General features: G+C 54.4%; 22 protein-coding genes. 18 read left to right on the top strand and 4 right to left on the bottom strand.

The window, feature by feature from the left end:
* Window positions 1-34: 34 nt before the first annotated feature.
* From VN12_RS09335 to VN12_RS09290, 10 genes are all read left to right on the top strand, one after another.
* Entirely contained in the window at window positions 35-985 is a 951-nt protein-coding gene (locus VN12_RS09335) for an alpha/beta hydrolase (protein ID WP_146676568.1), read from the top strand.
* 89 nt (window positions 986-1,074) lie between these two features.
* A complete protein-coding gene (locus tag VN12_RS09330) occupies window positions 1,075-1,641 on the top strand; it encodes an RNA polymerase sigma factor (RefSeq protein ID WP_146676567.1) in 567 nt (188 codons plus the stop codon).
* A complete protein-coding gene (locus tag VN12_RS09325) occupies window positions 1,634-2,044 on the top strand; it encodes a hypothetical protein (protein ID WP_146676566.1) in 411 nt (136 codons plus the stop codon). Before VN12_RS09330 ends, VN12_RS09325 begins: the two co-directional genes overlap by 8 nt.
* Before the next feature lie 64 nt (window positions 2,045-2,108).
* Window positions 2,109-3,056 (top strand): hypothetical protein, encoded by a 948-nt coding sequence (locus VN12_RS09320; protein WP_146676565.1) that lies wholly within the window; start codon window positions 2,109-2,111, stop codon window positions 3,054-3,056.
* Entirely contained in the window at window positions 3,057-4,106 is a 1,050-nt protein-coding gene (locus VN12_RS09315) for a type II secretion system F family protein (RefSeq protein WP_146676564.1), read from the top strand. It begins immediately after the preceding gene.
* Between the two features lie 14 nt (window positions 4,107-4,120).
* Window positions 4,121-5,215 (top strand): type II secretion system F family protein, encoded by a 1,095-nt coding sequence (locus VN12_RS09310; protein WP_146676563.1) that lies wholly within the window; start codon window positions 4,121-4,123, stop codon window positions 5,213-5,215.
* Window positions 5,216-5,228: 13 nt separating this feature from the next.
* Window positions 5,229-5,651 carry a hypothetical protein gene (locus tag VN12_RS09305; RefSeq protein WP_146676562.1) on the top strand — a complete coding sequence of 141 codons (423 nt, stop codon included), beginning with the start codon at window positions 5,229-5,231 and terminating at the stop codon, window positions 5,649-5,651.
* Window positions 5,648-6,190 (top strand): hypothetical protein, encoded by a 543-nt coding sequence (locus VN12_RS09300; RefSeq protein WP_146676561.1) that lies wholly within the window; start codon window positions 5,648-5,650, stop codon window positions 6,188-6,190. Before VN12_RS09305 ends, VN12_RS09300 begins: the two co-directional genes overlap by 4 nt.
* Entirely contained in the window at window positions 6,180-6,725 is a 546-nt protein-coding gene (locus VN12_RS09295) for a hypothetical protein (protein ID WP_146676560.1), read from the top strand. The genes VN12_RS09300 and VN12_RS09295 overlap by 11 nt, the downstream gene beginning before the upstream one ends.
* 28 nt (window positions 6,726-6,753) lie before the next feature.
* A complete protein-coding gene (locus tag VN12_RS09290; protein ID WP_146676559.1) occupies window positions 6,754-7,647 on the top strand; it encodes a DUF1559 domain-containing protein in 894 nt (297 codons plus the stop codon).
* 163 nt (window positions 7,648-7,810) lie between these two features.
* Here the strand turns inward: VN12_RS09290 and VN12_RS09285 are convergent, their stop codons facing one another.
* Together VN12_RS09285 and VN12_RS09280 are read right to left on the bottom strand one after the other, a co-directional pair.
* Complete coding sequence (locus tag VN12_RS09285; RefSeq protein ID WP_240491376.1) at window positions 7,811-8,680, bottom strand: SDR family NAD(P)-dependent oxidoreductase; 870 nt, start codon at window positions 8,678-8,680, stop codon at window positions 7,811-7,813.
* The gene (locus tag VN12_RS09280) at window positions 8,677-9,621 is read right to left on the bottom strand and encodes a DNA integrity scanning protein DisA nucleotide-binding domain protein (RefSeq protein WP_146676558.1); all 945 of its coding nucleotides are present in this window, start codon (window positions 9,619-9,621) and stop codon (window positions 8,677-8,679) included. The genes VN12_RS09285 and VN12_RS09280 overlap by 4 nt, the downstream gene beginning before the upstream one ends.
* A 255-nt stretch (window positions 9,622-9,876) precedes the next feature.
* Here VN12_RS09280 and rpmB point away from each other — a divergent pair, with 255 nt between their 5' ends.
* The 3 genes from rpmB to VN12_RS09265 all read left to right on the top strand — a co-directional run bounded on the left by rpmB (window position 9,877) and on the right by VN12_RS09265 (window position 11,701).
* A complete protein-coding gene (rpmB, locus tag VN12_RS09275) occupies window positions 9,877-10,137 on the top strand; it encodes a 50S ribosomal protein L28 (RefSeq protein ID WP_146676557.1) in 261 nt (86 codons plus the stop codon).
* A 292-nt stretch (window positions 10,138-10,429) separates the two neighbouring features.
* Window positions 10,430-10,717 carry an Asp-tRNA(Asn)/Glu-tRNA(Gln) amidotransferase subunit GatC gene (gene gatC, locus VN12_RS09270; protein ID WP_146676556.1) on the top strand — a complete coding sequence of 96 codons (288 nt, stop codon included), beginning with the start codon at window positions 10,430-10,432 and terminating at the stop codon, window positions 10,715-10,717.
* Between the two features lie 3 nt (window positions 10,718-10,720).
* Complete coding sequence (locus tag VN12_RS09265; RefSeq protein ID WP_146676555.1) at window positions 10,721-11,701, top strand: hypothetical protein; 981 nt, start codon at window positions 10,721-10,723, stop codon at window positions 11,699-11,701.
* 31 nt (window positions 11,702-11,732) lie between these two features.
* Here VN12_RS09265 and VN12_RS09260 read toward each other — a convergent pair whose 3' ends face one another.
* Complete coding sequence (locus tag VN12_RS09260; protein ID WP_146676554.1) at window positions 11,733-13,175, bottom strand: DUF1501 domain-containing protein; 1,443 nt, start codon at window positions 13,173-13,175, stop codon at window positions 11,733-11,735.
* Window positions 13,172-16,660: a DUF1553 domain-containing protein gene (locus VN12_RS09255; protein WP_168164311.1), complete on the bottom strand. Its 3,489-nt coding sequence runs from the start codon at window positions 16,658-16,660 to the stop codon at window positions 13,172-13,174. The genes VN12_RS09260 and VN12_RS09255 overlap by 4 nt, the downstream gene beginning before the upstream one ends.
* Window positions 16,661-16,884: 224 nt before the next feature.
* Here VN12_RS09255 and VN12_RS09250 point away from each other — a divergent pair, with 224 nt between their 5' ends.
* Genes VN12_RS09250 through VN12_RS09230 form a run of 5 tightly spaced genes read left to right on the top strand, consistent with a single transcriptional unit; the run spans window position 16,885 to window position 23,634 of the window.
* Window positions 16,885-17,874, top strand: coding sequence for an AAA family ATPase (locus tag VN12_RS09250; protein ID WP_146676552.1), 990 nt, complete (start codon window positions 16,885-16,887; stop codon window positions 17,872-17,874).
* Window positions 17,875-17,882: 8 nt separating this feature from the next.
* Complete coding sequence (locus VN12_RS09245; protein WP_146676551.1) at window positions 17,883-18,770, top strand: DUF58 domain-containing protein; 888 nt, start codon at window positions 17,883-17,885, stop codon at window positions 18,768-18,770.
* Window positions 18,767-19,795 carry a hypothetical protein gene (locus tag VN12_RS09240; protein WP_146676550.1) on the top strand — a complete coding sequence of 343 codons (1,029 nt, stop codon included), beginning with the start codon at window positions 18,767-18,769 and terminating at the stop codon, window positions 19,793-19,795. The genes VN12_RS09245 and VN12_RS09240 overlap by 4 nt, the downstream gene beginning before the upstream one ends.
* Window positions 19,795-20,874 carry a vWA domain-containing protein gene (locus tag VN12_RS09235; protein WP_146676549.1) on the top strand — a complete coding sequence of 360 codons (1,080 nt, stop codon included), beginning with the start codon at window positions 19,795-19,797 and terminating at the stop codon, window positions 20,872-20,874. Before VN12_RS09240 ends, VN12_RS09235 begins: the two co-directional genes overlap by 1 nt.
* 27 nt (window positions 20,875-20,901) lie before the next feature.
* Window positions 20,902-23,634 (top strand): VWA domain-containing protein, encoded by a 2,733-nt coding sequence (locus VN12_RS09230; protein ID WP_146676548.1) that lies wholly within the window; start codon window positions 20,902-20,904, stop codon window positions 23,632-23,634.
* Window position 23,635 lies beyond the last annotated feature (1 nt).

The raw sequence follows: 23,635 nt of genomic DNA, 5'->3' as shown, positions 1-23,635 counted from the left end.
TCCGTTCTTCTCCCGCTTTCGTTGGACCTCTGCCATGAAATCCCTTGTCTGCATTCTTTCCTCGATGACCTCGATCGCCATCCCATGCCTTGCATTGCTCGGGACGACTGTGTGGGGGCAAGACGATTCCGCGGCAAACCGTGGTCCCCAATCTGCTGCGCTGAGCGAAGCTCCGGGGAAGGAGTTTGTTTACAAGCAATCAGGAGGGAAGGAGAGGGTCATGGAGATTTATTTCCCCAAGGAACATGATCCGACGGCGAAGCGAGTCCCCGCGATTCTGATGTTCCATGGAGGTGGTTGGTCGGGTGGTTCCCTTCAGCAGTTCCGAGCTGCATGCCAATACTTCGCGAGCCGCGGGATCGTGGCTGCGACTGCCAATTACCGAATGCTCGACAAGCGGGAGGTTGCCAAACAGGATCGATCGACATCCAAGAAACGGGTGTGTGTCACCGATGCGAAAAGCGCGATCCGTTGGATGAAGCAAAATGCAGAGAAGCTCGGTATCGATCCTGAGAAGCTTGTACTGGGTGGAGGCTCTGCCGGTGGTCACCTATGCGTGTTGGCTACCACCAATCCGAGTTTAGACGATCCCAACGACCCGATTGAAATCTCCACGCGAGTGACCGGCTATGTCCTGTTCAATCCCGCCTTCGCCGATGAGGATTCGGTGGATCCCGAGATCGATGGCCGAGTGCACATTGGAGCGGTTCGAGCACCCGCAGTTGTCTTCTATGGGACCGACGATCCATGGAAGAAAGGCTGGGATGAAGTCGAAGCGAAGTGGAGAAAGGTCGAAGGAAGCCCGTTGCACGTCTTTCTAGCTCCCAAGCAGCCACACGGCTTTTTCAATCGCGGAGCATGGCAAATCGCCACTTTGCGCGAAGCGGACGCTTTTCTCGTGTCCCTAGGAATCCTCCGTGGAGAGCCGACCCTAGCTCCTGCGGAATCTGTGAAGCTCGAACGAATTCCGAATCAATCGGAGTGATGTGCATCCATGGGAATCGATTCAGAGTTTGGCAAAAAGAAAAATTTGGCTAGATAAATCCCCGAGAGCAATTCATCCTCTTTTTTACGATGTGCGACGACTCCCTTTCCAACCAGATCCGCCAGTATGCCGAACGAATGTCGGAGGATGCTCCCTCGGCATTGGCTGGCCTGTTCGATTTGACCGCGCAGCGTTTGGTCCGCTTCTCCATCACCATCACTCGAAATCAGCACGACGCAGAGGATGCAGTTCAAGCAGCGTTGATGTCCGCGGTGGCACGTCCGGCCATGCTGACGAACGCCCAAGAGCCTTGGCATTATCTTCTGCGGATGGTGCGCAATGAATCGTTGATTGTTCTTCGAAAGAAGCGCCGTTGGACTTTAGGGTTGGGGATAGGAGATTTGCTCGCCTACCGCGCCGCGGATGGTCTCGAGCAAGAAGACATGCATCGAGAAGTTCTCAAAGCCCTGCGCTCCATACCATTGGAACAGAGGCAAGTCGTCGTTCTCAAAATCTGGGAAGAGCTTACGTTTCAAGAGATTGCGGAGGTACTGGAGTGCTCGCTTCAGACCGCGGCCAGCCGTTTTCGCTATGCCATTCAGAAGCTAGCTCCGAAGTTAGTCTCGTTGCGAGGGGAGTCGGTCCGCGATGGCTAGGCATATCCCAAAACCGGACTCTTTGGAAGGTGACGAAGAACGCGTGATCGACTGGATCCGGGGTGCAAAGGAGTACGTCGTTCCAACCGATGACTTGCGCCCGCGGCTGTTAGAAGCCGCCCGAGATTGGTCGGATACGAAAGCGGGAGAGCGTCGCATCGGTTACGCGATCATAGGTATCGCCGTGATCGCGTGGTGCAGCTCGCTTGGCTGGCCTTGGTTGGCTTCGATTCAAGCGCGTCAAACTCCGCGAACCTACGAAGCGATCGAACAGCGGACGTTGGAAATTCACGATACCACGAACCACGGTATTCACGACGCAACCTTGCAAGCCTATGAAGAGTGGCGAGCCGAATCGCAGCGAAGATTGCCCATCACCCATCAAATCCGCGGAAACAACTAGATAAATCCGTGGGTGCACCGCATCTGTTGGGTAACCCCCAACCGACCGCGTGGAGCACCGAACCATGGGAACTCTTTTAGAAAAGCAAGCTAGCCTGGGCGACTTCCTGGAGTACCAGAGCGAGCTTCAGGATTTGCTTGCAGCCAGCAACCACTCGAATCGATCGCCCTGGGGGGACCCCCAGCACCTCGCACAGCAAATCGAGACCTGTTCGAATCAGTTCGCAATGCAGGTCGGACGTGGAAAAAGCTTCGAGGAGGCGCTGGACACGAGTTCGGATTTCCCTTGGCCTATTCGATTGTCTTGGAACGCGTGGTTAGCGACCCAACGATCACCCGAATCGTTTGATCTACTTCAGCCTCCTTTCGCAAAGATCCCCGGAACGAAACGGACTTGGTTTCTATCTTTGCAGCTTGCCATTCTCCTTGTCCTCGCATTTCTCATACTCAATATATGGAGCGCGTGGGGCGCGAGTGCGATTCTATTCGTCTATCGGGATTCGCATATGGAGCCCGGCGTTCTCGTCCGTTGGATGAGTGAGATTTCCGGTTGGCCGTTTGGGCTTTGGATTGGGATCCTGGCTTTGGCATTTCTGACGATCTTTATTCTCTTTCGATGGGTTCAGCGACGGGACGGAGGGACACGGAAGGAACGATCGGCCAATCCAGACGCTATCGCGAAGTGGCAGAAAGGAAAGTTCATCGAGCTCCTTGCATCTCAAAACTACTCCATCGATTCAGCGACCGATCTTATACGGTCTATGGAGAACGGAGCATCGACAGCCCAGGCCAGGAGCGAAGTAAATGCCTCGAGCGGCTTGATCGATAAGAATTGGTTAACGATTTGGGGAGCGGATTGGGTATTCGAAAAGCGAATGACCTTCCAAGTCTCATCAGCCCCCTACATGGTGTTCCTGGCAATGAGCGGCTTGGTCGTTTTCGCTGTAGGCCTAGCTGTGTTCGGCCCCATGATCGAACTGCTTTATGCATTACTGCCCGCGGGAGCATTTTAAATGAACACGGAAAGACCTGCATACCTGACCAAGATCGACTTAGCGCTTGAGAGTCGTCAAGGCTTAGCGGAGTTCCTCGAAGTGGGGCTAAGCGAGGTCTATTCCAAGACCGATCCACGTATGAAGAAGTGGATCGGTAAGCTTCGCAATACCGAAAGCGCGGAAGAGTTGCTCGGCTCCACTGGGGCATCCACGTTGCTACCGGTCCTGCTTCGGTATGCCCGCCGAGACATGCCAGGCCTTCGACGCGATGCCAAGATCCTTCTTCGAACTCCTTCGCTTCCCACTCGAACGTGGAGTGCGTTCGTGAGCTACCCAGTGATCGTGTTGGCTGTCACGATGTTTCTGTTCCTAATGCAAGCCTACTGGATCTCTCCCGTTTTCGAGCAGATGTTTCGTGAGTTCCAGTTGAGACTCCCTCCCATCACACGCTGGGTCTTTGCTGTCAATAGATGGACGCGCGACTACATACTTGTTTTCTCCATCCTAGTGATTGCAGGACTTCTACTTTGGGGAAGCATCAGGGTTTTTGGAGCTGGCATCCTCGATCGGTTGCAGTTGTTCCGACCCATTGGTTGGCTGGTTTCGGGGAATCGACGAAACTTACTCTCGATGTCGCGATTCCTTCAAACTCTTGCAGAGCTCAATGATTTGGGAGCGACAGATCGTGACGCTATTCATCTAGCGGCGGCAAGCGAAAGCGATTGGCTACGGCGAAACGCTGAAAGATTGATCGACACGGTGGAACGGGGCGCGACAGAACGAGACAGTGGGGAACGGGACAGGGTGGGAGATGTTGTACAACCCGTCGGTGTGGATATTCCGTTTCCTCCTTTGTTAATTCAAACGTTGCGAGCAGAAAGCGACCCCCGGGCCCCTGATTTTCTTCGAGCTCTCGCAGATTCCTATCGCACGCGGGCAGAGATTTACTTTGATTGCAGGGAACAAGCCGCTTCACCCTGGACGGTCTTGCTGATTGGAAGCATGGTCCTGATGTTGATCCTGGCGCTCTTCCTACCGCTAGTCTCCTTGATCACCGCGCTCTCGTAAGGGGTTTTCATCCGATGTCAGAAATCCGATCTTTCCGACTGGTTCGTCAGCAGGGCCTTGCTTGGCGGTCCTTTTCGTTCGCCCATCGTGACGACTTCGAAGCGATTCAGCTCGGCTTTTTGCAGATCCTTCGAGCGGCAATCGTCACGAATCGGCCGTTGGCAGCGACGATGCGAGGACTCGCAGAAGAGTTCCGTGGGGGGGCTCAGCAAGATGTTCGAAGGCTTGCTGGTCAGCTGGAGGCGGGCGTCTCGCTAGCGAATGCTTGCGAGCAGTTTCCTTCGCTTTTGGATGAAGAAACAATCCTTGCTATTCGGATGGGATCGCAATCAGGTTTGCTGGTCCCTGGGTTGGACAAGCTCATCGAGGTGAAACGCGAGCGACTTCGTGGGAGAGCCAGCCGTCCGCGATTCGATCGTCTTTATTGGATCAGCATGACCGTCGTAACGCTGATTTGTTGGACCTATTTGATGCTGCGGATCTATCCGATACTCACCCAGATCTTTGACGAGTTCGGGATGCGACTACCGGCTAAGTTTCAAATGATCGGTTTCCTTTGGAATGCATTTGCTCGACTTTGGCCTCTCATTCTCTTGGTCTTGTTATTCTTCAGTGCGATTAGTGTCGCGAAGCGATGGGAGCGATGGCTATGGCGAAAATGGGGGCGTCGTGTGTTCGGCGATGGGTTTGGACCTCAAATGCCGCCCGTAACATTGGAATGGATTGCTCTTGCCTTACGATTTGACAAGCCTCTCTCGTCCATCCTATCCACGCTGGCGAAATACCACTTTCATCGTGAGACGAGAAGTCGATTGCTCGTAGCGAGAAACGATATCGAACTGGGGACTCCTGCCTGGGAGGCGATGAGCAGTTCTCAATTGCTTTCACCCTCCGAATTTCAATTCCTGACATCGCACGAGAAGTCCAGTTTGCAAGCGTACTTTTTGGAATCGCAAGCGAATCAAAATCGTGTGTTGCTAGAGCGTTGGTCGGCGTTGAAGATCCTGGTGGCCCATCCGTTGTTAGTCATTGTTTTCGGACTCTTTGTCGGCCTCATCTCTATCTCGTTCTTCGAAATCCTCGTGTCGCTCATAACCAGTCTTTCCTAAGGGGAATCGCGCCGTGCTCAACCCAAGAAAATCCATTTCCTCCAAAACGAAGAGGCGAGCCGCGATCGCTTCGATTGAAGTCGTCGTCGCTTGCACTCTTCTGGTAGCTGTCATCGGGACATCGGCCGCCCTCATGGTTCGCATCCGCGCGATTGGGGTCGATGCCGAATATCGGATGATCGCTTTGCAAGAGATCGCGAACGAGTTGGAGTCGCGGCTGGCTCGGAATGCTGAAGATCTCTCCAAACTTCCTTCGGAGTGGAAGCCTAGCCCCTCGCTTCAACATCGATGGCCCGATTCCGTCCTTCGCTACAAAGAGGTTCGCGATGAGCTAGGAATCCGCGGGACGGTGACGTTTGTTCGGACGACTTCCCAGGCCAGTGATCCCATCGAATTGTCAGGATGGATCGCTATGAAGCAAGGAGATGCGCCATGAAGAAAAAACGACGTGGATCGATGTTGATTCAACAGTTGATTTTGATCGGACTATCGGGAGTCGTGACATTGGTCGCTGTCCAGCTCATTCACCGATCCCTTTCCTTCGCCGGTGGATTCCAAAGCCAATTCAATCTCGGTCGATCCACCAACTTACTGGTCAGGCAATTTCGAGAGGACTTGCATGATGCGACATCGATTTCCCAACCGAGTGGTGAAGAACTCGTCATGAAGATTCTGGGGGGCAATGAAGTCACCTACCGCATCGAGGAGTTCCATCTGGAACGGCGAGAAATAGGCTCGAATATGGCGAATGCGAGAAGGGATCAATTCGCGATAGGACCGCATTGCGTGGCATCGTTCGATGTAAATGGGCAAAGCATTCGTCTTACGTTAGCGAGGCACGCGCCTGGCGATCGTATGAAATTCTTAGACCACAAAACCATGGTTGTCGAGATTCCGTGGGCTTCGGTAGAGAGCGGAGAACAGCCAGCACTATCCCGCTCAACCAATCAAGTTGGAGGCAGCGATGAAGAGTAAGCCTAATCACATTTGCGAGAAGAGTTTGCAGGCTGGCCGAAGACGCGGGGCAACCATCATCGTTGCCATGGCGGCGCTCACGGTTGTCACAGGAATGATCGTTCCACTGGTTCCACCTGCCTTACGCGCGAGAAGGCAATGCCAGGTCGAAGAGGTGGCACTACAAGCGGAGATGCTTCGACATGCAGCATTTCAGTTTGGTGTTCTACATTGGACGGCGGAAACAGAATCGATGGAAAAGCGAGGGACTGTTCCGCTCCATGAGAATGGATCCGTCGCGGGGGAGTGGAGTGTGAAAATCGACCGTCTCGACGAAACCGAACGTTATCGAATGGAGATCGTGACAAAGGTTCATTCCGCTGGATCGGATGAAGTTTTGGCATCGCCCATCGACCAAGTTCAATCGCGTTACGAAATCGAAATGGACCGGTTGGGACTGGAGTCGCGGCAAAAGCGATTGCAGACCGATCGCGAAAAGAACGCTCGTTCAGGGCCCGATAGCAATATTAGAAGCAACTCGATTAATAACAATTAACTGCACCTTTTAGTCCAGGAGATTTCTCATGCGTATTCATGCTATATCAAATCGGCAGCGAGGATTCACTCTCGTTGAGTTGTTGGTCGTGATTGCCATCATTGGCATTTTGGTGGGACTTCTTTTGCCCGCTGTGCAAGCAGCTCGGGAGGCTGCCCGTCGGATGCAATGCACGAACAACTTAGCACAACTGGGTTTGGCGTCTCATAACTTCGAATTCAATTACGGATTTCTACCTGCAGGGGTATCTAATCCAGACGGCCCCATTCGATACGAACCAGTTGGGAATCACACCAGCTGGACCGTGCATCTCTTGCCATATTTGGAACAATCCGCTGCCTACAAATTGTTCAATCAAGAGTTAGGTGTCTACGCATCGGAGAACCTCCCTGTGCGCAGCGCGGCGATTCCTACGCTCATGTGCGCGTCAAGTCCCGATCAGTACATGCGAAGTCGCCAAGCGGAGGATTTGACAATCAGGCTCTCTAGTTATGTTGGGATCCACCATGCGACCGAAGCGCCGATCGATACGACCAACAATGGGGTTTTCTTTTTGAACAGTTCTATTCGTTTCAACGAAATCACCGATGGCTTGACCAACACCTTCTTAATCTCGGAGAAGCGAGGGAGCAGCGATCGATTCGGTTGGACGTCAGGAACCCGCGATACCCTTCGAAACACAGGCTCCATCAATGGAGTGGGGCTCGCACTCTCCGAGGAGGAACTGAGTAAGCGCGAAAAGGAGTCGCTGCCGTTAGGATCTCTTGAAGTCGGAGGCCTTGGGAGTTACCACACCGGTGGCATCAATGTAGTGAATTGCGATGGCTCGGTTCGATTTGTATCGCAGAGCATCGATGTAACGATACTGCAAAATTTGGGGAATCGCGCAGACGGACAATTGATCTCCTCGGACGATTACTAATTCCTCTGCGTCTGATCGAGCCCTTGAAGACCGAAGCCTCACGCGAATCGGCGGAGGTGATGTCAACTGCGGTCGCGTCCAAGCGGGGCTTAGCAGGTAAAAAAAGCGTCTTACAGTCTCCGTGGGCGTTTACATCCCACCGAGGGTGGATTCTAGAAGCGATCTAAGGAGACGCGCTGTCGGTGCAACGAGGCGCAATGAGCATGCTTTTCCATCCGCCGTTTACCGCGACGGTCTGACCGTTCACGAAGCGAAAGGCTGGGCTGCAGAGGGCGACGATCGCATCGGCTACATCTTGGGGCGTCCCCCAGCGCGCCAGTTGCGATTCTCCGATCGCGCGCTCGTTCCAACCTGTTTCCGTTTGCGATCCCCATTCGGTCCGAATCCAACCGGGTGCTACACAGTTCACGCGAACGCGAGGGGCTAAGGAGAGAGCTAGGGATTTCGAAAAAGCTTCCACCGCCGCCTTGATGGCGCAGAAGTATTGGCCGCTATCCCCTTCAAATCCCTTCGACGCTTGGTCCCAGCCGATATGAATGATCGAGGGAGTACAAGGTCGTTCAGGTTGGCTTGCCATCCGAGCACCGACCTGTCGACTGAGATGGATCGTCGATTCCACGTCTGTTTTCCAAAGTTGCTCCAGTTTCTGAGCAAACCCCTTCTCTCGGCCTTCTCCGGTTAGTACGTCAGCACCAGCGCAATGGATCCAAGCGTCGACATAGCCGTGCCAACCGAAGGCAGCGTCCACGAATGCCTGTCGAGATGCCTCGATGCACAAGTCTGCCATGACGACTTTGCAGTTGGAGCCGGTTGGCAATCGAATGGCATGCGCCGTTTGCTGGGCTCCCGACCCGTTTGAACGGCCGTGAACAACGACGTGCGCCGATGTTTGAGAGAATGCGATCGCCGTCGCCTGACCGATGCCGGATGAGGATCCTGTAACCACGACGACAGAGGTTGAGTTGCTCGGGCTCTTTCGCGGTGGTGAGGGGTGTTCAAGCCCCAACTCGCTGGGATGGGGGGCGTCGCTCAATCGTCACCTTCGATAGCCGGCGACTCGTAATTGAACTCTTGCCATTTCACGGCTTGGTCCATTGGTTCGATACGTAGGACGAGCGCTCCATTTTGGAAGACGCGCACGGTGCCGCTCGACTGGCTTACCACAATCGCGATCGCTTTGGTCCGTTGAGAGATCGCTGCACCAGCCCAATGCCGGGAACCGAGTCCTTTTGAGAGTTGGAGGTTTTCGTGCAGCACCTCGACGATTTGGCGGGAGCGTTCGACCACCGCATCGGGAGAGACAACGAATGCGCCGTCCATCTGGGCGATCTCTTTGATATCTTCCCGCACGCGAGGGTCGTGAAGGTTTCTCGATTTGCGGCTATAGCCCTTGAGGGGATCGAAACCGCTATCTTTGCAATGCTGGAGCACTTTGCGCGTGTCGCCCACGATGAACATCGTCCCGACCTTGTTCCCTTCCCGTCCCTCTCGTCCGATGGCGACGGCTAAGTCGATCACGATCTTGAGGTTGTTCAGGGGGACGGAGCTTTCGAGACGCTGCAAATCGCGGCTGGTGAAGCGACGCATTCGTTCGTCGAGGCGGATGATCGAGATGGAGTCGACGCGGTTGACTTCAAAGGCGCAGTAAACGGCGATCACGTCGCAGTGGCTGGCGAGTAGCTCGTCGGCGACGGCTTCGATCAACGCATGTTGGAGTCGTTCGAGAAGCGGGGAGTCTTCTTTGTTTAGGACCAGGGGGATCAGTCCGAATTTGTCGGCACCGGCCAAATCCTCTTCGCGATCGGTGGCTACGAGAACACGTTTGATTTCGGGCGGGACCAATTCCCGCAGTCGTTCCCAGTCGGTCGCCGCATCGAGCAGAAAGAGGATCGCATCTGCTTTGACCGCACACGCCAGGTTGCCGGCAGCTTCCGTGACGCTTGCAAATTCCCGTGTAAACTTTTGGAGGGTCATGCCAATCCTGGGGCGCAGAAGGAGATAAGTCCGCCGGAAGACCGCTCTGTGCGACCCCAACCGATCGGTCTATCAGTGTAATTTCCCAGCGTTTTTTCATCAATCGGGGCAGGGCCGTCCAAATTTGACATTGCCACCCGAGGCTTCCTCGATATACTCCGCTTCCCCTGTGGATGGACCGATCCCTTTGCCGATAATGCTTTGGAATCCTCGGTTCGAACCTTTTTGTATTTTTCGTTGAATTTTAGGTGGATCATGTCCAAGGCCTGTGAGGTTTGCGGCAAGTCAGCTTCGGTTGGCAACCAAGTAGAAACACGCGGTAAAGCAAAGTACTTGGGCGGTGTCGGTACCAAGATCACCGGGATCACCAAGCGTCGCTTCACCCCCAACCTTCAAAACGTCAAGGCTTCGCTCCCGAGCGGCGAAATCCGCACCATGCGTGTGTGCGTTCAATGCATCCGCAGCGGACGCATTCGCAAAGCGGTTCGCAACAAGCCGTTTTCGCTGCCTAGCTAGCTCTCGCTCTCCAGCTATTCGCCTCCGATTGGGTTCGAGCTGAACAACCTGCGGCATTCCGCAGCCTGTCCTATCTCTCCAATCAGAGGAATCGCTCCCCGCCGAGGACATCGACCTTGGGCGAAAAGCGATCTTAGAATGCAAGCGACGACAAAATAGCTGGCAAAGAATCGAATCAAAACCTGCTCCGCCGACGCGTTAGCAGGTTTTTTTATGGTGCTAGGTGGTATTGTGTATACTATCGAACCCGCAATCCCTCCCAATCTGGGCAAGATTCGAAGCAAGGTGACAGATGTCTCTGACAATCGATGATGTACGCCGAGTCGCCAACCTGGCACGACTGGAATTCAACGAAGCCGAATTGGCTGAAATCACAGCTCAACTTTCCAAAGTTGTCACGCTCGTCGATGAGCTTGCCGCTGCCAATACCGATGGCGTCGATCCGATGGTCCACGCCATTGAGCTAGCGAATATTTTAGCTGCTGACAGGCCGAAGCCTTCGGTGACAAGAGCCGAAGCGCTTCAAAATGCCCCCTCCGCCGACGACGAATGTTTCCGCGTTCCGGCAGTTTTGGGGTGATGTGTGTGGTCGATTAGGGCGTTTCTCAATACAGACACTCCCGTATTAGCCAAGCTTTGGGGGTTGCATCACGCCTCCATTCATTCGCTGGCAGCCTGTCCCGTTCATATTTGGGATACGTGCGTTCTCTCGAAACCATTTTTCAACGCGAACGAGCTCATCCTCGCCATCGACCATCTGAACAATCCCGTCGGATTTGCTCACTTTGGATTTGTCGGAAATCGCGATCTCCAAGGCCAAAGCCGCGATCATGCGGCAATACATCGCATTTGCGTTTCTCCTGGGCCTGGCGAAGACGCGATCGCTGCCATGTTGTTGTCCCACGCCGATTCCCAGCTGAAATCCCTCGGTGCAAAGAGTTGTTCAGCGCTCGGCGGAGGAGATCGAAGCGGATTCTATCTTGGGATTGCGGACGGCGATAATTTGATGGGGTTGTTTGCCAACGATTTCAAAACGCAGCGCTGGCTCACCGACGCGGGCTATGTTCCGGTCCGGCCGACGGAGTGCTGGGAACTGGATTTGTCCGTGTTCCGCCCTCCCATGGACCGCATGCAAATCCAAGCCCGCAGAACTTGCACCATCGGACGCATGCTCGACGAGGACTACGATCACTGGTGGACCAGCACGGTATTGGGGCACTGCGAACAGACCCGTTTTCACCTGATGATCAAATCTCCTCCGGCCTTAGCCGGTATCGTTTCGTATTGGTACCCAGACCCCAGTATCGTTGGCTTGGATTCCAGTGTGGTGCGCATGGTCCTCTCTGACCTTCCAGAAACCGACGAAGCCCAAGAGCAATACACTTATTTGCTTGCCGAGTCGCTGCGCCAGCTCCAGCAAGAACGAAAGCGAATCGTTCGGATCGTCGCCTCGGCCGATCAACAACGCATCGTAACGCTGCTTCACCGCCTCGGTTTTCGATCGATGGAACATGGTTTGTTGTTCGAGAAAGCCTATGACTCAGGCGTTTCTGCGTTTGGTTGATTAGGTCTGTGAATGTGTTGGCGATCCCAGATCACGCGAGCAAGGCCTGCACCACGTTGCCATGGACATCGGTGAGTCGGTAGTCTCGCCCTTGGAATCGATACGTTAATTTGGTGTGATCGAATCCCAAGCAATGCAGCCATGTAGCTTGCATGTCATGCACGTGAACTGGATTTTCGATGACGCCGAATCCTAGATCATCGGTCGCACCATATTCAAAGCCTCCCTTGGTACCACCTCCTGCCATGAACATGGTGAAACAATCAGGATAGTGATCGCGGCCTAGGATATCCCCTTTCGCTGTTCGACCTTCGCGGAACGGGGTTCTGCCGAACTCTCCCCCCCAAATGATCAGTGTCTCGTCGAGGAGGCCTCGCTGCTTTAAGTCTCGAATCAGTGCTGCTACGGGGCGATCCATGGTCTCGCACTTCTTTGTCAAACCATCGCGAATGTCTTCGGCCGGACCGGTCCCGTGAAAGTCCCATCCCCAGTCGAACAACTGGACGTACCGAACCCCTGACTCGACCAATCTCCGTGCGAGCAAGCAATTATTGGCCAAACTGGATCCCCCGACCTTGGCACCGTAATCGTCGAGTGTGGCCTGAGTTTCGCGCGAGATGTCCATAACCTCCGGTACGCTGGTCTGCATGCGAAACGCGAGCTCGTACTGGGATATTCGCGTCTGCGTCTCTGGGTGTCCCTTCTCTTCCATTTGAATTTGATTCAATTCGTTCAGCGCATCGAGCGTCTTGCGACGAAGCGACCGACTCATCCCGGCGGGGTCGGACGCGAAGAGGACCGGATCGCCCTGCGATCGACATTGGACTCCCTGGTACACGCTGGGGAGAAATCCGCTACCGAACGAACTTTTTCCGCCGTTGGGTTGCACACCGCTGCTGATGAGCACGACAAACGCGGGCAAATTTTCATTCTCGCTACCCAGTCCATAGGTAACCCACGAGCCAAAGGATGGCCGTCCACTGCGCGGAGATCCCGTGTAAACCAGTAACTCCGCCGGAGCATGATTGAATTGATCCGTATGCATGCTGTGCACCAAACACAATTCATCTGCGACGCCCTGTAGATGGGGCAAGCAGTCGCTAAGAAGCAGTCCACTCTTTCCGGACTCTACAAATTTATGGCGTGTTCCCAACAGCTTCGGCGTCCCTTTGGTGAACGCAAACTCTTTCCCCTGTAAAACCGAAGCAGGAGCGTCCTGTCCATCCAGCTCGATCAATTTGGGTTTGTAGTCGAACAAATCTAAATTGGGAGGTGAGCCCGTCATGTGAAGGTAGATTACATGTTTGGCTTTCGCGGGAAAATGAGGCTGTCGAAGGGATTCGTTCGTCGAATTGCCAGCCGCTTGGTTTCCCAGGAGCCCCTGGAGCGCCACAGCTCCTATTCCACCGGAGGCCGCTCCGAGGAAATAACGCCGCGTCTGTTGCGATAGATGGTGATGAAAGGGTGGGGTCATGGCTTCATCAAAAATTCGTCGAGGTTCAAAACGACATTGCACAGGGCTGTCCAAGCGGCGAGCTCGCTCGGAGACGCTCCGTCCGGGAGAGGGCCCAACGGTTCGGTAGCGAGCTTCGTCGCCAACTCGGGTGTCGGCTCCAGTTCCAAAATGGCTTCTTCCAAAAGTGAGCGCAACGCGGCAGTTTCCGTTGCTCGCGGTTTTCTCGCCAGCGTCAACTCGAAGACCTTGTCCAGGCGGGCTTCGAAGGTCTTATCCACACCTTCTCTTAGCACAGCTCGCCGGGCGAGTCCCTGCGCGGCCTCAACAAACACGGGATCGTTCAACGTGACCAATGCTTGCAACGGTGTATTCGTGCGATCCCGCTTCAAGACGCAGACCTCTCGGTTCGGAGCATCGAAGGTTGCCATCGATGGATAGGGATTCGAGCGGCGCCATTGCGTGTACAACGCTCTGCGGTAGCGGTTCTCTCCTTTGCTCGTCTCCCAATCCGTTTTGCTACCGAACGCAGCATTCAGTCCCATGCTCGGCTGCATCGGTCGAACAGGAGGGCCGAACATGCGATGGGATAATAGGCCGGCGGCCTCGAGGGCCATATCGCGAATTTGTTCAGCACTGGCACGGAACCGCGGGCCTCGCGAGAAATACAGATTTTCGGGGTCTTGCTCGAATCGTTCGGCAGAAACCGAAGATGTCTGTTGGTAAGTCCGGGTCAGAACCAAATAGCGAAGGAATTTCTTAGTGTCCCATTCCAAACGAATCCATTCTGTCGCCAAATGGTCAAGCAATTCGGGGTGCGTGGGCAAGTCTCCTTGAGAGCCAAACTCTTCGCTCGTTCGAACGATGCCGGTTCCAAACAAATACTCCCAGTAACGATTGGCGATTACACGTGGAGTGAGAGGGTTGTCCGATTGGACCAGCCACTTCGCTAAATCCAAGCGCGTTAACTCCGATGGTTTGCTCTTTTCTGGCTTGGCATACGAATGAAATGCAACCGGCAATCCCGGACCAACCTGCTCCCCGTGGACTCGGTAATTTCCCCGCAACTGAACATGCGTTTCGCGCCGCTTATCGGAGTCCAATTCCTTCATCACCGGAACCGTCGTTTCCGGCTTGGTGTCCGCCAACCTTTTTTCCAGCGATGCCAATTCGGTTCGCAATGCCTCGCGCTCCGGTGCGATGGAGCGAACGTAGTAGCGATGCAGAAAATTCTCTTCCTCGTCGCTCCGATCCAGTCTGGGTTTCTGAACAACAGAATGCACCTTGGAAGGCAGTTTCATCCATTCCAATAATCGTGAATCATTGCTCGTCGACACGCCTATGGAGCCAGATCCGGATTGCTGCTTCGATGGTTGAAGCTGCAATTGAAGAGTCAATGTCATGGGAAACGTTAGCATTTCCGATGCCGATCCTAACTGAATCGAGTCGATCGCCAAAACCAATCGACTGGCCTCCGGTTCACCGCTACCGACGGTCCAGCCGGTTTGAGGTTTGCCATCGATCGCTTTCGGACCTTCCGAGTTTCCGATCTCCCCAGCGGAATGAGCGAAGGACCAGGGGATCGCAGCAGAGGGGACGATTTGAAACTCGTGAGACGCTGCCCCCTTTTCGATGCGGAATTCGCTGATCCCTTCTCGGTCGGATCCAAGGACGCGGACGATGGCACCGCTCAATCGATCCTCTAGCTTGTTGTCGGTTCGGTTCCAAATACGAATCTGATCCACAGGCGTCGGTTCTGCGAGTTCGACTTCCCACCAAGGGGAGGAAGATTTTTCGGTGTGGGTGACCGAGTTCTTCGTGTATTCCCCATCGGTTTTCCCGTCGATGGCTCTCGCAGGGGCTCCTTCAAATCCCTCGCTTGACTGCGTCGCCTTTCCCTGGGGGCCGACATTCTCGGATCCACGGAATATCTGGACTTCTGCGAGCGAAAGGATCTTGTCCTCTCCTGGCAGTTCGATGCGAACAAAACGAGCGGGAAGAGGCGAGTTCTGGAGCGACCGCAAAGCCCCCCGGACTTCGTTGATCTTGAGCCCCTCTAACCCTTGAGTGTTCACCGCGATGCCATGGAGCTGTCGGAGATCTTTCTTGCTCGCAATCGTCCATTGCATTTCAAGCGAGTAAGCTTGGGAGTCCGGCTTCACCTCCACCCATCCGTCCTCCTGTGGTGATATTCCTGGCTCCTGATCGCGTGATATAGGAGTTAGCTGGACGCGGCTCCAAACGATCGGTTCAGCAAGATGTTCTTCCCAAGCCCTTTGTGCATCCGCCCATAAAGGCTCCGGTGCCTCTAACTCGCGATGCAGATCCTCGATCCGTTTTTTCCAACTTTCGATTTGTTGTCTTTGTTCAGGTGTGAACCAAGCGAGAGTCGGGCTTTCGTCGGTTCGGTCCGCGTCTTGCGATTGATTGAAGATCGCGAAAACCTCGAAGTATTCCTTTTGCGATATGGGATCGTACTTGTGACTGTGGCATTGAGCGCATGCCATCGTGACACCCATCCAGACCGACATGGTTGTGTTGACCCGATCGACGACAGCGACATTTCGAAACTCCTCGTCATTCGTGCCGCCTTCGTTGTTAGTCAACGTATTTCGATGAAAGGCTGTGGCGACGAGTTGATCTTCGGTGGGCTGTTCGATCAAATCGCCAGCTAACTGCTCGATCGTGAATTGATCAAAAGGCATCCCGCGATTGAACGCGCGGATCACCCAGTCTCGATAACCCCAGATCGTTCGCTGCGGGTCATCGGCATAGCCAGCCGAGTCCGCGTACCTTGCTAAGTCCAACCATTTGCGTCCCCAGTGCTCGCCATACGCGGGGGATGCGAGCAGTGCATCGAGTCGTTTCTCGATCGCATCGGGTTCCGTATCGGCCAAGAATTCATTCAGTTCTTCAAGGCTAGGAGGAAGACCGATCAAGTCGAGGTAGATGCGACGGAGTAGAATCGCCCGATCGGCTTGCGGAGATGGGGACCAATGACGCTCCAACATAGGTTTCAGGACGTAAGAGTCGATCGGGGAGGTCGGCCACTCTCGCCACTCCTTCGTTGCATCTAGCAGCGGCGGCGGCTGGGTCTTCATAAGCTCGTCAAAAGACCAATGCTTTTCGTAGGTCGCTCCTGCGTCGATCCATGCTCGCAATGCGGCGACCTCCGAGTCCGACAGGGCGGCGCCAAATTCGGGAGGCGGCATTCTCTCGCTTGGGTCTTGGCTTAAAACCCTTCGGATCATTTCCGATTCCGACGCCTTTCCGGGAACAATGGCTGGCGAACCGGAGTCGGCGCGACTTGTCGCGTTTGCAAGCGAATCCAGGCGCAGACCTGACTCGATTTTCTCCTCATCCGGGCCATGGCAAGCGAAGCAGCGATTGGACAGAATGGGCCGGACCTCTCGTTTGAAGTCGACGGATGGGGCCCCCGCAGGAGAATGCTCCGGAAGCAAACAAGTCGAAAACCAAAACGCAAGGAGTGCGTACCGAATCATCATGGTGACGGAAGGCGGGGTTGGATGAGGGCAAACGGGCCACTCCATTTTATCCCACGGCGATGATTCGATTCCAGGCAAGGAACCAAATGTTGCCAAATTCCTTCCGGCTCCCTCCCCGTGGCTTGCGACTAAACATCTGAGTTTTCTCGCAAAACCAAAAACCAGTGCTGTTCAGTCCGGCACTCGAAGGTAAAGTACGACCGCGCCCCCAACCCCACACATTTATGACTGTCGATATCCAACGCATTCGAGATACGATCTATCCCTTCCGTGAAGACTTGGAAAACGTACGGACCGAGGTTCGCAAAGTACTGGTGGGTCAGGACGCTATGCTCTCCCGTCTGCTCATTGCTCTGCTAACCGGCGGCCATGTATTGCTCGAAGGATTACCCGGGCTTGCGAAGACCACTGCGATCAAAGCCTTGGCGGGAGCTATTCACTGCGAATTCCAACGCATCCAATTCACGCCGGATCTCCTTCCCGCCGACTTGATCGGGACAATGATCTACAATCCCAAAGAAGGGACGTTTGGAACTCGCAAAGGACCGATCTTCGCGAATCTCATTCTCGCGGATGAAATCAATCGGGCACCGTCCAAAGTGCAATCCGCCTTGCTCGAAGCCATGCAAGAACGACAGGTGACCATCGGCGACACGACCTACCCTCTCGAGGAGCCTTTCTTGGTACTCGCTACCCAGAATCCGATCGAGCAGGAGGGGACCTATCCGCTTCCGGAAGCCCAAGTCGATCGATTCATGCTCAAGGTGGTCGTCGGCTATCCCAGCAAGGAGGAGGAACGAAAGGTAATCCAATCCGCCATGGATGCCTCGCAACCACGCGTCCTCCCGGTTCTCGAGCCAGGCCGTTTGTTGGAGATGAAATCCGCCGTCCATCTTGTCTATCTGGATGACAAGATCCAGGACTATGTATTGGACTTGGTCGCTGCAACACGCGAACCCGAAAAGTTCAAACTGCCCAAGTTAAAGGCGTTGATCCAGTGTGGCGCGTCACCCCGAGCCTCGATCAGTCTCTGTGTTGCCGCGCGTGCCAATGCGTTCCTAGCGGGACGACCATTCGTCACTCCACAAGACGTCAAGGAGATCGCGCTCGAAGTCATGCGGCATCGCATTTTATTGACTTACGAAGCGGAAGCGGAAGAGATGTCCGCCGACGATATCGTTCGCCAAGTCCTCGACGCAGTCCCCGTTCCCTAAGAGCCATCATGGCAGCACGCGAACTCGACGATATTCTGCGAGAAGTTCGCCGCGTGCAAATCCAAGCGCGACGGCAAGTCAACGATCTATTGTCCGGCGAATATGCAAGCGCCTTCAAGGGCCGAGGAATGGAGTTTGAGTCGGTCCGGGAGTATGTTCCCGGTGACGATATCCGAACTATCGATTGGAATGTGACCGCCCGTTCCAGTTCCACCTTCATCAAGACCTTTCGCGAAGAACGAGAGTCGACGATCGTTCTCGCCGTCGATATATCTGCGTCGGGAGCATTCGGAACCTCCGAACGATCCAAGCTGGATCTCGCCATCGAAGTCGCCGCAGTGTTGATGTTTACGGCCATTCGAAATAATGACAAAGTCGGATTGCTGCTCTTCGCTGACGATATTGTTCGGTACGTTCCTCCTCGCAAAGGACGCGGGAGCGTTCTCCGTCTCATCCGCGAGTTGCTGACTGTCGAACCTATCCAGCGGACGACGGACATAGGACGAGCACTACAATATCTTGGACGCGTTCACCATCGGCGATGCATCCTCTTTGTCTTGAGCGACTTCATCAGTCAGGAATTCTCACGCGATCTCGCCATCGCGAACCAACGGCACGACTGCATCGCGTTTCTTCTGCGAGACCCGCGAGAAGAATCGCTTCCCAATGTGGGCTGGGTCGCCTTTCAAGACGCCGAGACGGGCGAAATCATTGAAATGGACTCCTCGAGCTCGTCGGTACGAAAGTGGTATGCAGCGCAGGCGAAGGAACGGGACGATCGACTGTTGGAGATATTTCGGCGTGCCCAAGTCGAAAGCTTGACCCTCCGAACCGATCGTCCATACTCCCATGACTTGCAACGATTCTTCCTCGCGAGGGAGCGTGCACGTTCATGAGTTCAATCTATCTTCGCGTCCTGCTTTGCATCCCGATTGCTAGCCTGATACCTCTTTCGTTCTGCCGTTCCACCCCTGCCCGCGCACAGCATGCGAGCAAGGAAAATACCGTCGCGGTAGTTAGAAAGGAGGCCAGCGAGCCGGGTTGGAGTATTCGAGTGAATGTGTCTCCCGGCGAACCCAGCCTATTGGATAGGCTGGTTCTTCAGTTCACGGTCGAAGCCGATTCCATTTTGGAGCATCGTGATCCGGAACTAATCGTTGCGCCGGAGTTCTTTTCTATTTACCGAGAATTGGAATCTCTGGAATCGAGCGATAGCAAGACACAGGTCTGGCAAGTGATCGTGACTCCGAACAGGGTCGGTAAGGTAACCTTGCCTCGATTGGCCATCCCCTTTGTAAAGCGGGAAGGCTCCAGCAATACACCATCAGGTACCGAACGAGGGATCATGGCAAGCCCCTTGATGGATATCGAAATCGTCGGCAACACCGACGCAGTCGATCTGTCCTCCATTCAAGGAGCGGAATTGGAATCCCCTTCCAGGGTAGGGGATTCCCAGTGGATGTGGCTCGTAGCGATCGGGGCTATCGCGATGGCGATCCTTGCTTGGGTCGCATGGTTAGCGCTCCGGGTTTGGAGACGTCATCGCAAGAAGGTAGAGACGCCAGAAGGATACGCGACGCGCATGCTGGATGTTCTCTTGTCGGAGAAGCTCCCGGAAGAGAATCGATTTCAAGAGTTTTACATTCGATTGACGGCAATTGTACGGCAATTCATCGAAAAGAAGACGGGCCTTCATGCACCGGAGCTAACGACCGAAGAGTTTTGGATCGCAACTCGACAAACACCTTACCTGTCGCCCGAATGGAGCCAATCACTTCATGCTTTTTTGTCCTCTGCAGATGTGGTGAAGTTTGGCGGACAAAGACCGGATCCCGGTGCCGTAGCCACTGCTGTTCGAACTGCTCGAGATGTGATCGACTGCTTTGCATTGGACCGTAAGAACGGCGGAGGAGACCACTGATGTTTGACTCCTTTCGCTTCTTGCATTGGGGATGGCTATTCGCGATTCCGCTGGTTTGGATCGGGATTTGGTACTTCCGAAAGCGAAGCCCACGGCCGGTTGTCCTGTTCTCGGCTGTAAGAGGTTTGCAACGTCCTCCTCGTTCGGTTTGGACTTGGGTGCACAGGTGTGTTCCGTTTACGGAAGGGATTGCTCTCAGTTGTTTGTTGATCGGAATGGCGCGTCCCCAATGGGGAGAAAGCGAGTCTCGTGTGAGTGGCGAGGGAATCGCGATCGAGCTGATACTCGATATCTCTGGTTCGATGGAGGCGATTGACTTTGAGTTGGACGAAAGGCAAGTGAATCGTCTAGCAGCGGTCAAGCATGTGGTGAAAGCGTTTGTTCAAGGTGACAAAGAGTTGGGATTGCGAGGGAGACCAAACGATCCGATTGGCGTCGTCGCCTTTGGGGGTTTTGCGGAAAGTCGATGTCCTCTCACGTTGGATCACCGAGCGATGGTGAGCGTCGTGGATTCGCTTCAGATCCCTCGACCGATCCGAGATGCGAGGGGGCGCATTCTGAATGAGCAGAGCTTGGAGGAAGAATTGGCTACTGCGATTGGGGATGGCCTAGCCCTCGGAATCGATCGACTCAAGAACGCTCGTTCGAAAAGTCGAATTGCCGTTCTGCTTACGGACGGAGATAGCAATGCAGGAGCGGTCGACCCTCGCGATGCCATGAAATTGGCCAAGCAACTTGGAATCAAAGTCTACACCATCGGGATTGGTCAAAACGGGGTTGTACCCGTCCCACGCGAAGATGAGTTTGGCACCCGAATGCTCGTCCCTGCACGCTTTACGATGGACGAGACCTTGCTCAAAGAGATCGCCCAGGAAACGGGGGGAAGCTACTTTCACGCGTCCGACACGCAGGGTTTGGCCGAAGTCTATTCCCAAATCGATCAATTGGAAAAGAGCGAGGTGGAAGAAATGCATTTCGCTCGTTACACCGAGGCCTATTCGTGGGTGGTGCTTCCGGGAATCATTCTATTGTGTTTGTCATACGGTTTGAGACGGACGAGACTTCAATGGCTCGCGTAAAACCAAATCGCGAAACGAGGTAATTCGATGGAATGGCGCAACCCTATCTACTGGACTGCAGGTTGGATTGCCGCGTTGGTTTGGCTGACGTTGGTCTGGTGGAGTGTGGTTCGCAATGAGCACAGGAGAGAGCGATTCGCCCCTGGTTCCATGCAAACGCAAATCCTTTTGCCACGCAATTCTTGGTCCGCATGGGCCAGCGGGATATTGCAAGCGATCGCTATTCTTCTGGCATTCTTCGCTCTCGCAGGTCCGCAATTCGGCGAGGCTGAGCAAAAAGTCGAGAGTCGGAGCAACGATCTCTACGTCGTTCTCGACGTATCGCGCTCGATGACGGCAACCGATGTATTGCCCTCCCGTCTGGATCGCGCCAAAGCAGATATTGCAAGTCTCGTGAATCAGTTACAGGGAGAGAGGATCGGATTGATCGTCTTTGCTGGTCAAGCTGTCATTCAATCCCCTCTCACTGTCGACTACGAAAACTTCAAACGCATCCTTGCCAGTGTCGATCCATTTAGTGCGCCGCGAGGAGGGACAGCCATCGGGGACGCCATTCGCAAAAGCACCGAAATCCTAGCTAAAACTCCTTCGGGACGGCGATCGATTCTGTTGGTTTCCGATGGCGGGGATCTGGAATCCAGTCCGGTGGAAGCGGCTGAGTTCGCTGCCCAGGAGAACATACCCGTCTATGCAATAGGTCTCGGCGATTCCAAACGAGGAGCTCGCATTCCTGCAGGGGACACAGGTGGTTTCGTCGAATACAAAGGGGAAGAAGTTTGGAGCAAACTGGAGCCGGCATTGCTCGAAGATATTGCCGAGAGAACCAAGGGCAGATTCGTTCCTGTAGGGACCCGCTCGATGGATATGGCTGCTTTTCATACCGAGTTTCTATCGGACAACGCCATAGGCTCTGGAGAAACACAATCCGAAGTGGTCAAAGCGGAACAGTTTCAGTGGTTTCTCGGCGCATCCCTCGTTTGCCTTGTCCTGGCTCCGTTTTTGTCTCAATGCAATCGCTTTTCCATGCGTCGTCCAAGTGCTTCGAATTCGCCCATGCAGATTGCATCTGTGCTCGCGTTGGTTTGTTGCTGGCCTTCGACTTCGGCTCTCTTGTTAGCCGATAGCGGAGCAACCGTGGAACCTCGCGAGGCCTTCGAGCGGGCTTATGTGGAACAGACGAATGGTAATTTGGAAGAAGCGATTGGATGGTACGAGCAAGCTTCGCGTTCGAGCGATTCCGGTCTCGTATCGGCTGCCCAATTCAATTTGGGTAGACTCTATCTGAATCAAATTTCTCCGGAGATAAAGCCTGGCGAGACTCCTATCGCCGATCAAGAGCGTCAACGCCTTGAGACGTTAGCGACGCTAGCGATCGATTCCTTTTCGAATAGCTTGGAGTTGGCACCAGAAAAGCAACCTGCGAGACAGGCGTTGGTTGCAACGAAACTATGGATCGCGAAAGCAAAAGATGCGTGGCGATTGGAGGATCTGCGGGCGAAGGTCGCAAAGTCAGGTGGCTTCGCTGCGGTCCAAGCGATCGCAAAATCTCAAGTGGAACTGCTTCATGGAACCCAAGAGGCTCGAGATGGTTTCCAGCCGACGGTCTATGCCGACTTAGCAACTCGACAACGCGCCTTGATCGAAGAATTGGCCATCGCTGAGCAGCAGCTTCAGTTGGAGTTGAAAGGGGACGAGCAAGACGATGCACCGAACGCTTCTCAGGATGCAATGAATCAAACCCTGGCGGTCATGGATCGTTTCTTCGCCGAGATCCGCGATGCTATGGTCCAATCGAATGATGTATTGAATTCCTTTTCGGCCGGCAAAGCAGTGCAAGAGCAGTTGAGAGGGATTCAATCCTTGGAAAGCCTTTGGAACTTGCTCGCCCCCTACGAAGCATTGCTCGACCGATCCCTTCAGGAACAAGAGGGACTAGTTCAAGAATTGGAACCAGCCGATGCCTTCTCCGTCGAGTTGCCTCGCGAAAGATGGTTGCAACGCCAGACGTGGAATCGGAAGCGAGCGGCTCTTCTGGCCGAGAAGGCATCGCAATCGCTCGCTGCTCAGAAACCATCCGAACAAGCAGATGCTATCTCGAGCGATACGAGCTACTTAGAGAAAGCTATTTCGGTCGGCCCGCAAGCGGCCGAGGCGATGCACGCCGCTCTGAATCATGGTTTGTCTCGAGAATCGCGCGATGCGAGGGAACAGGCAAAGGAAGCGTTGCGACTACTGAGGGAACTTGTACCTCCCAAGGATCCCTCTTCCTCCGACGAGGGCGATTCGAAGGATCAAGAATCCAAGGAAGGTGAGGACTCCTCTAAAAAGGAAGATTCCCCATCGAAGAGCGATTCCTCAGAAAAACGCGAATCGTCCAAGAATGAGGACTCCTCGTCGAAGGAGGATGCGTCCAAGGACCAGAGTGAGGAACATCAAGCGGGAGACGAGAAGAGCGAGCAAGAGAAGCAAGAGCCTGCACCTGGGGATCAGCCTGCCCCTAAGAAAAAAGAAGAGCCGGACAAGAAAGCGGCCGGCGAGAAACAAGAACCAACCCAAACGACCCCCGATGAGAAGAGCGGAAAACCTGATGCGTCGGTCGAAGAAGGGGCTGCTGCGGAGGGAGAACCATGGGTGATCAGCCCCGATCGGCTCGAGGAGCTTCTTCGCAAAGTGCGTGAAAGGGAAGTCGAGAAGCGAATTCGAGACAAGCGTTGGAGAGAACGGATTTACGGACGAAAACCAGTGGAAAAGGATTGGTAGT

This window comes from Pirellula sp. SH-Sr6A (assembly GCF_001610875.1).
In the GTDB taxonomy this organism is placed as follows: Bacteria; Planctomycetota; Planctomycetia; order Pirellulales; family Pirellulaceae; genus JBKCUI01.
Note: the sequence above shows the minus strand (reverse complement) of the source record. Positions and strands in the feature narration are given on the sequence as shown.

Excerpts from the sequence above, each read along its gene's own strand:
- VN12_RS09335 (WP_146676568.1), top strand. The coding sequence starts at position 35 with ATGAAATCCCTTGTCTGCATTCTTTCCTCGATGACCTCGATCGCCATC.
- VN12_RS09330 (WP_146676567.1), top strand. The coding sequence starts at position 1,075 with ATGTGCGACGACTCCCTTTCCAACCAGATCCGCCAGTATGCCGAACGA.
- VN12_RS09325 (WP_146676566.1), top strand. The coding sequence starts at position 1,634 with ATGGCTAGGCATATCCCAAAACCGGACTCTTTGGAAGGTGACGAAGAA.
- VN12_RS09320 (WP_146676565.1), top strand. The coding sequence starts at position 2,109 with ATGGGAACTCTTTTAGAAAAGCAAGCTAGCCTGGGCGACTTCCTGGAG.
- VN12_RS09315 (WP_146676564.1), top strand. The coding sequence starts at position 3,057 with ATGAACACGGAAAGACCTGCATACCTGACCAAGATCGACTTAGCGCTT.
- VN12_RS09310 (WP_146676563.1), top strand. The coding sequence starts at position 4,121 with ATGTCAGAAATCCGATCTTTCCGACTGGTTCGTCAGCAGGGCCTTGCT.
- VN12_RS09300 (WP_146676561.1), top strand. The coding sequence starts at position 5,648 with ATGAAGAAAAAACGACGTGGATCGATGTTGATTCAACAGTTGATTTTG.
- VN12_RS09295 (WP_146676560.1), top strand. The coding sequence starts at position 6,180 with ATGAAGAGTAAGCCTAATCACATTTGCGAGAAGAGTTTGCAGGCTGGC.
- VN12_RS09290 (WP_146676559.1), top strand. The coding sequence starts at position 6,754 with ATGCGTATTCATGCTATATCAAATCGGCAGCGAGGATTCACTCTCGTT.
- VN12_RS09280 (WP_146676558.1), bottom strand. The coding sequence starts at position 9,621 with ATGACCCTCCAAAAGTTTACACGGGAATTTGCAAGCGTCACGGAAGCT.
- rpmB (WP_146676557.1), top strand. The coding sequence starts at position 9,877 with ATGTCCAAGGCCTGTGAGGTTTGCGGCAAGTCAGCTTCGGTTGGCAAC.
- gatC (WP_146676556.1), top strand. The coding sequence starts at position 10,430 with ATGTCTCTGACAATCGATGATGTACGCCGAGTCGCCAACCTGGCACGA.
- VN12_RS09260 (WP_146676554.1), bottom strand. The coding sequence starts at position 13,175 with ATGACCCCACCCTTTCATCACCATCTATCGCAACAGACGCGGCGTTAT.
- VN12_RS09255 (WP_168164311.1), bottom strand. The coding sequence starts at position 16,660 with ATGATGATTCGGTACGCACTCCTTGCGTTTTGGTTTTCGACTTGTTTG.
- VN12_RS09250 (WP_146676552.1), top strand. The coding sequence starts at position 16,885 with ATGACTGTCGATATCCAACGCATTCGAGATACGATCTATCCCTTCCGT.
- VN12_RS09245 (WP_146676551.1), top strand. The coding sequence starts at position 17,883 with ATGGCAGCACGCGAACTCGACGATATTCTGCGAGAAGTTCGCCGCGTG.
- VN12_RS09240 (WP_146676550.1), top strand. The coding sequence starts at position 18,767 with ATGAGTTCAATCTATCTTCGCGTCCTGCTTTGCATCCCGATTGCTAGC.
- VN12_RS09235 (WP_146676549.1), top strand. The coding sequence starts at position 19,795 with ATGTTTGACTCCTTTCGCTTCTTGCATTGGGGATGGCTATTCGCGATT.
- VN12_RS09230 (WP_146676548.1), top strand. The coding sequence starts at position 20,902 with ATGGAATGGCGCAACCCTATCTACTGGACTGCAGGTTGGATTGCCGCG.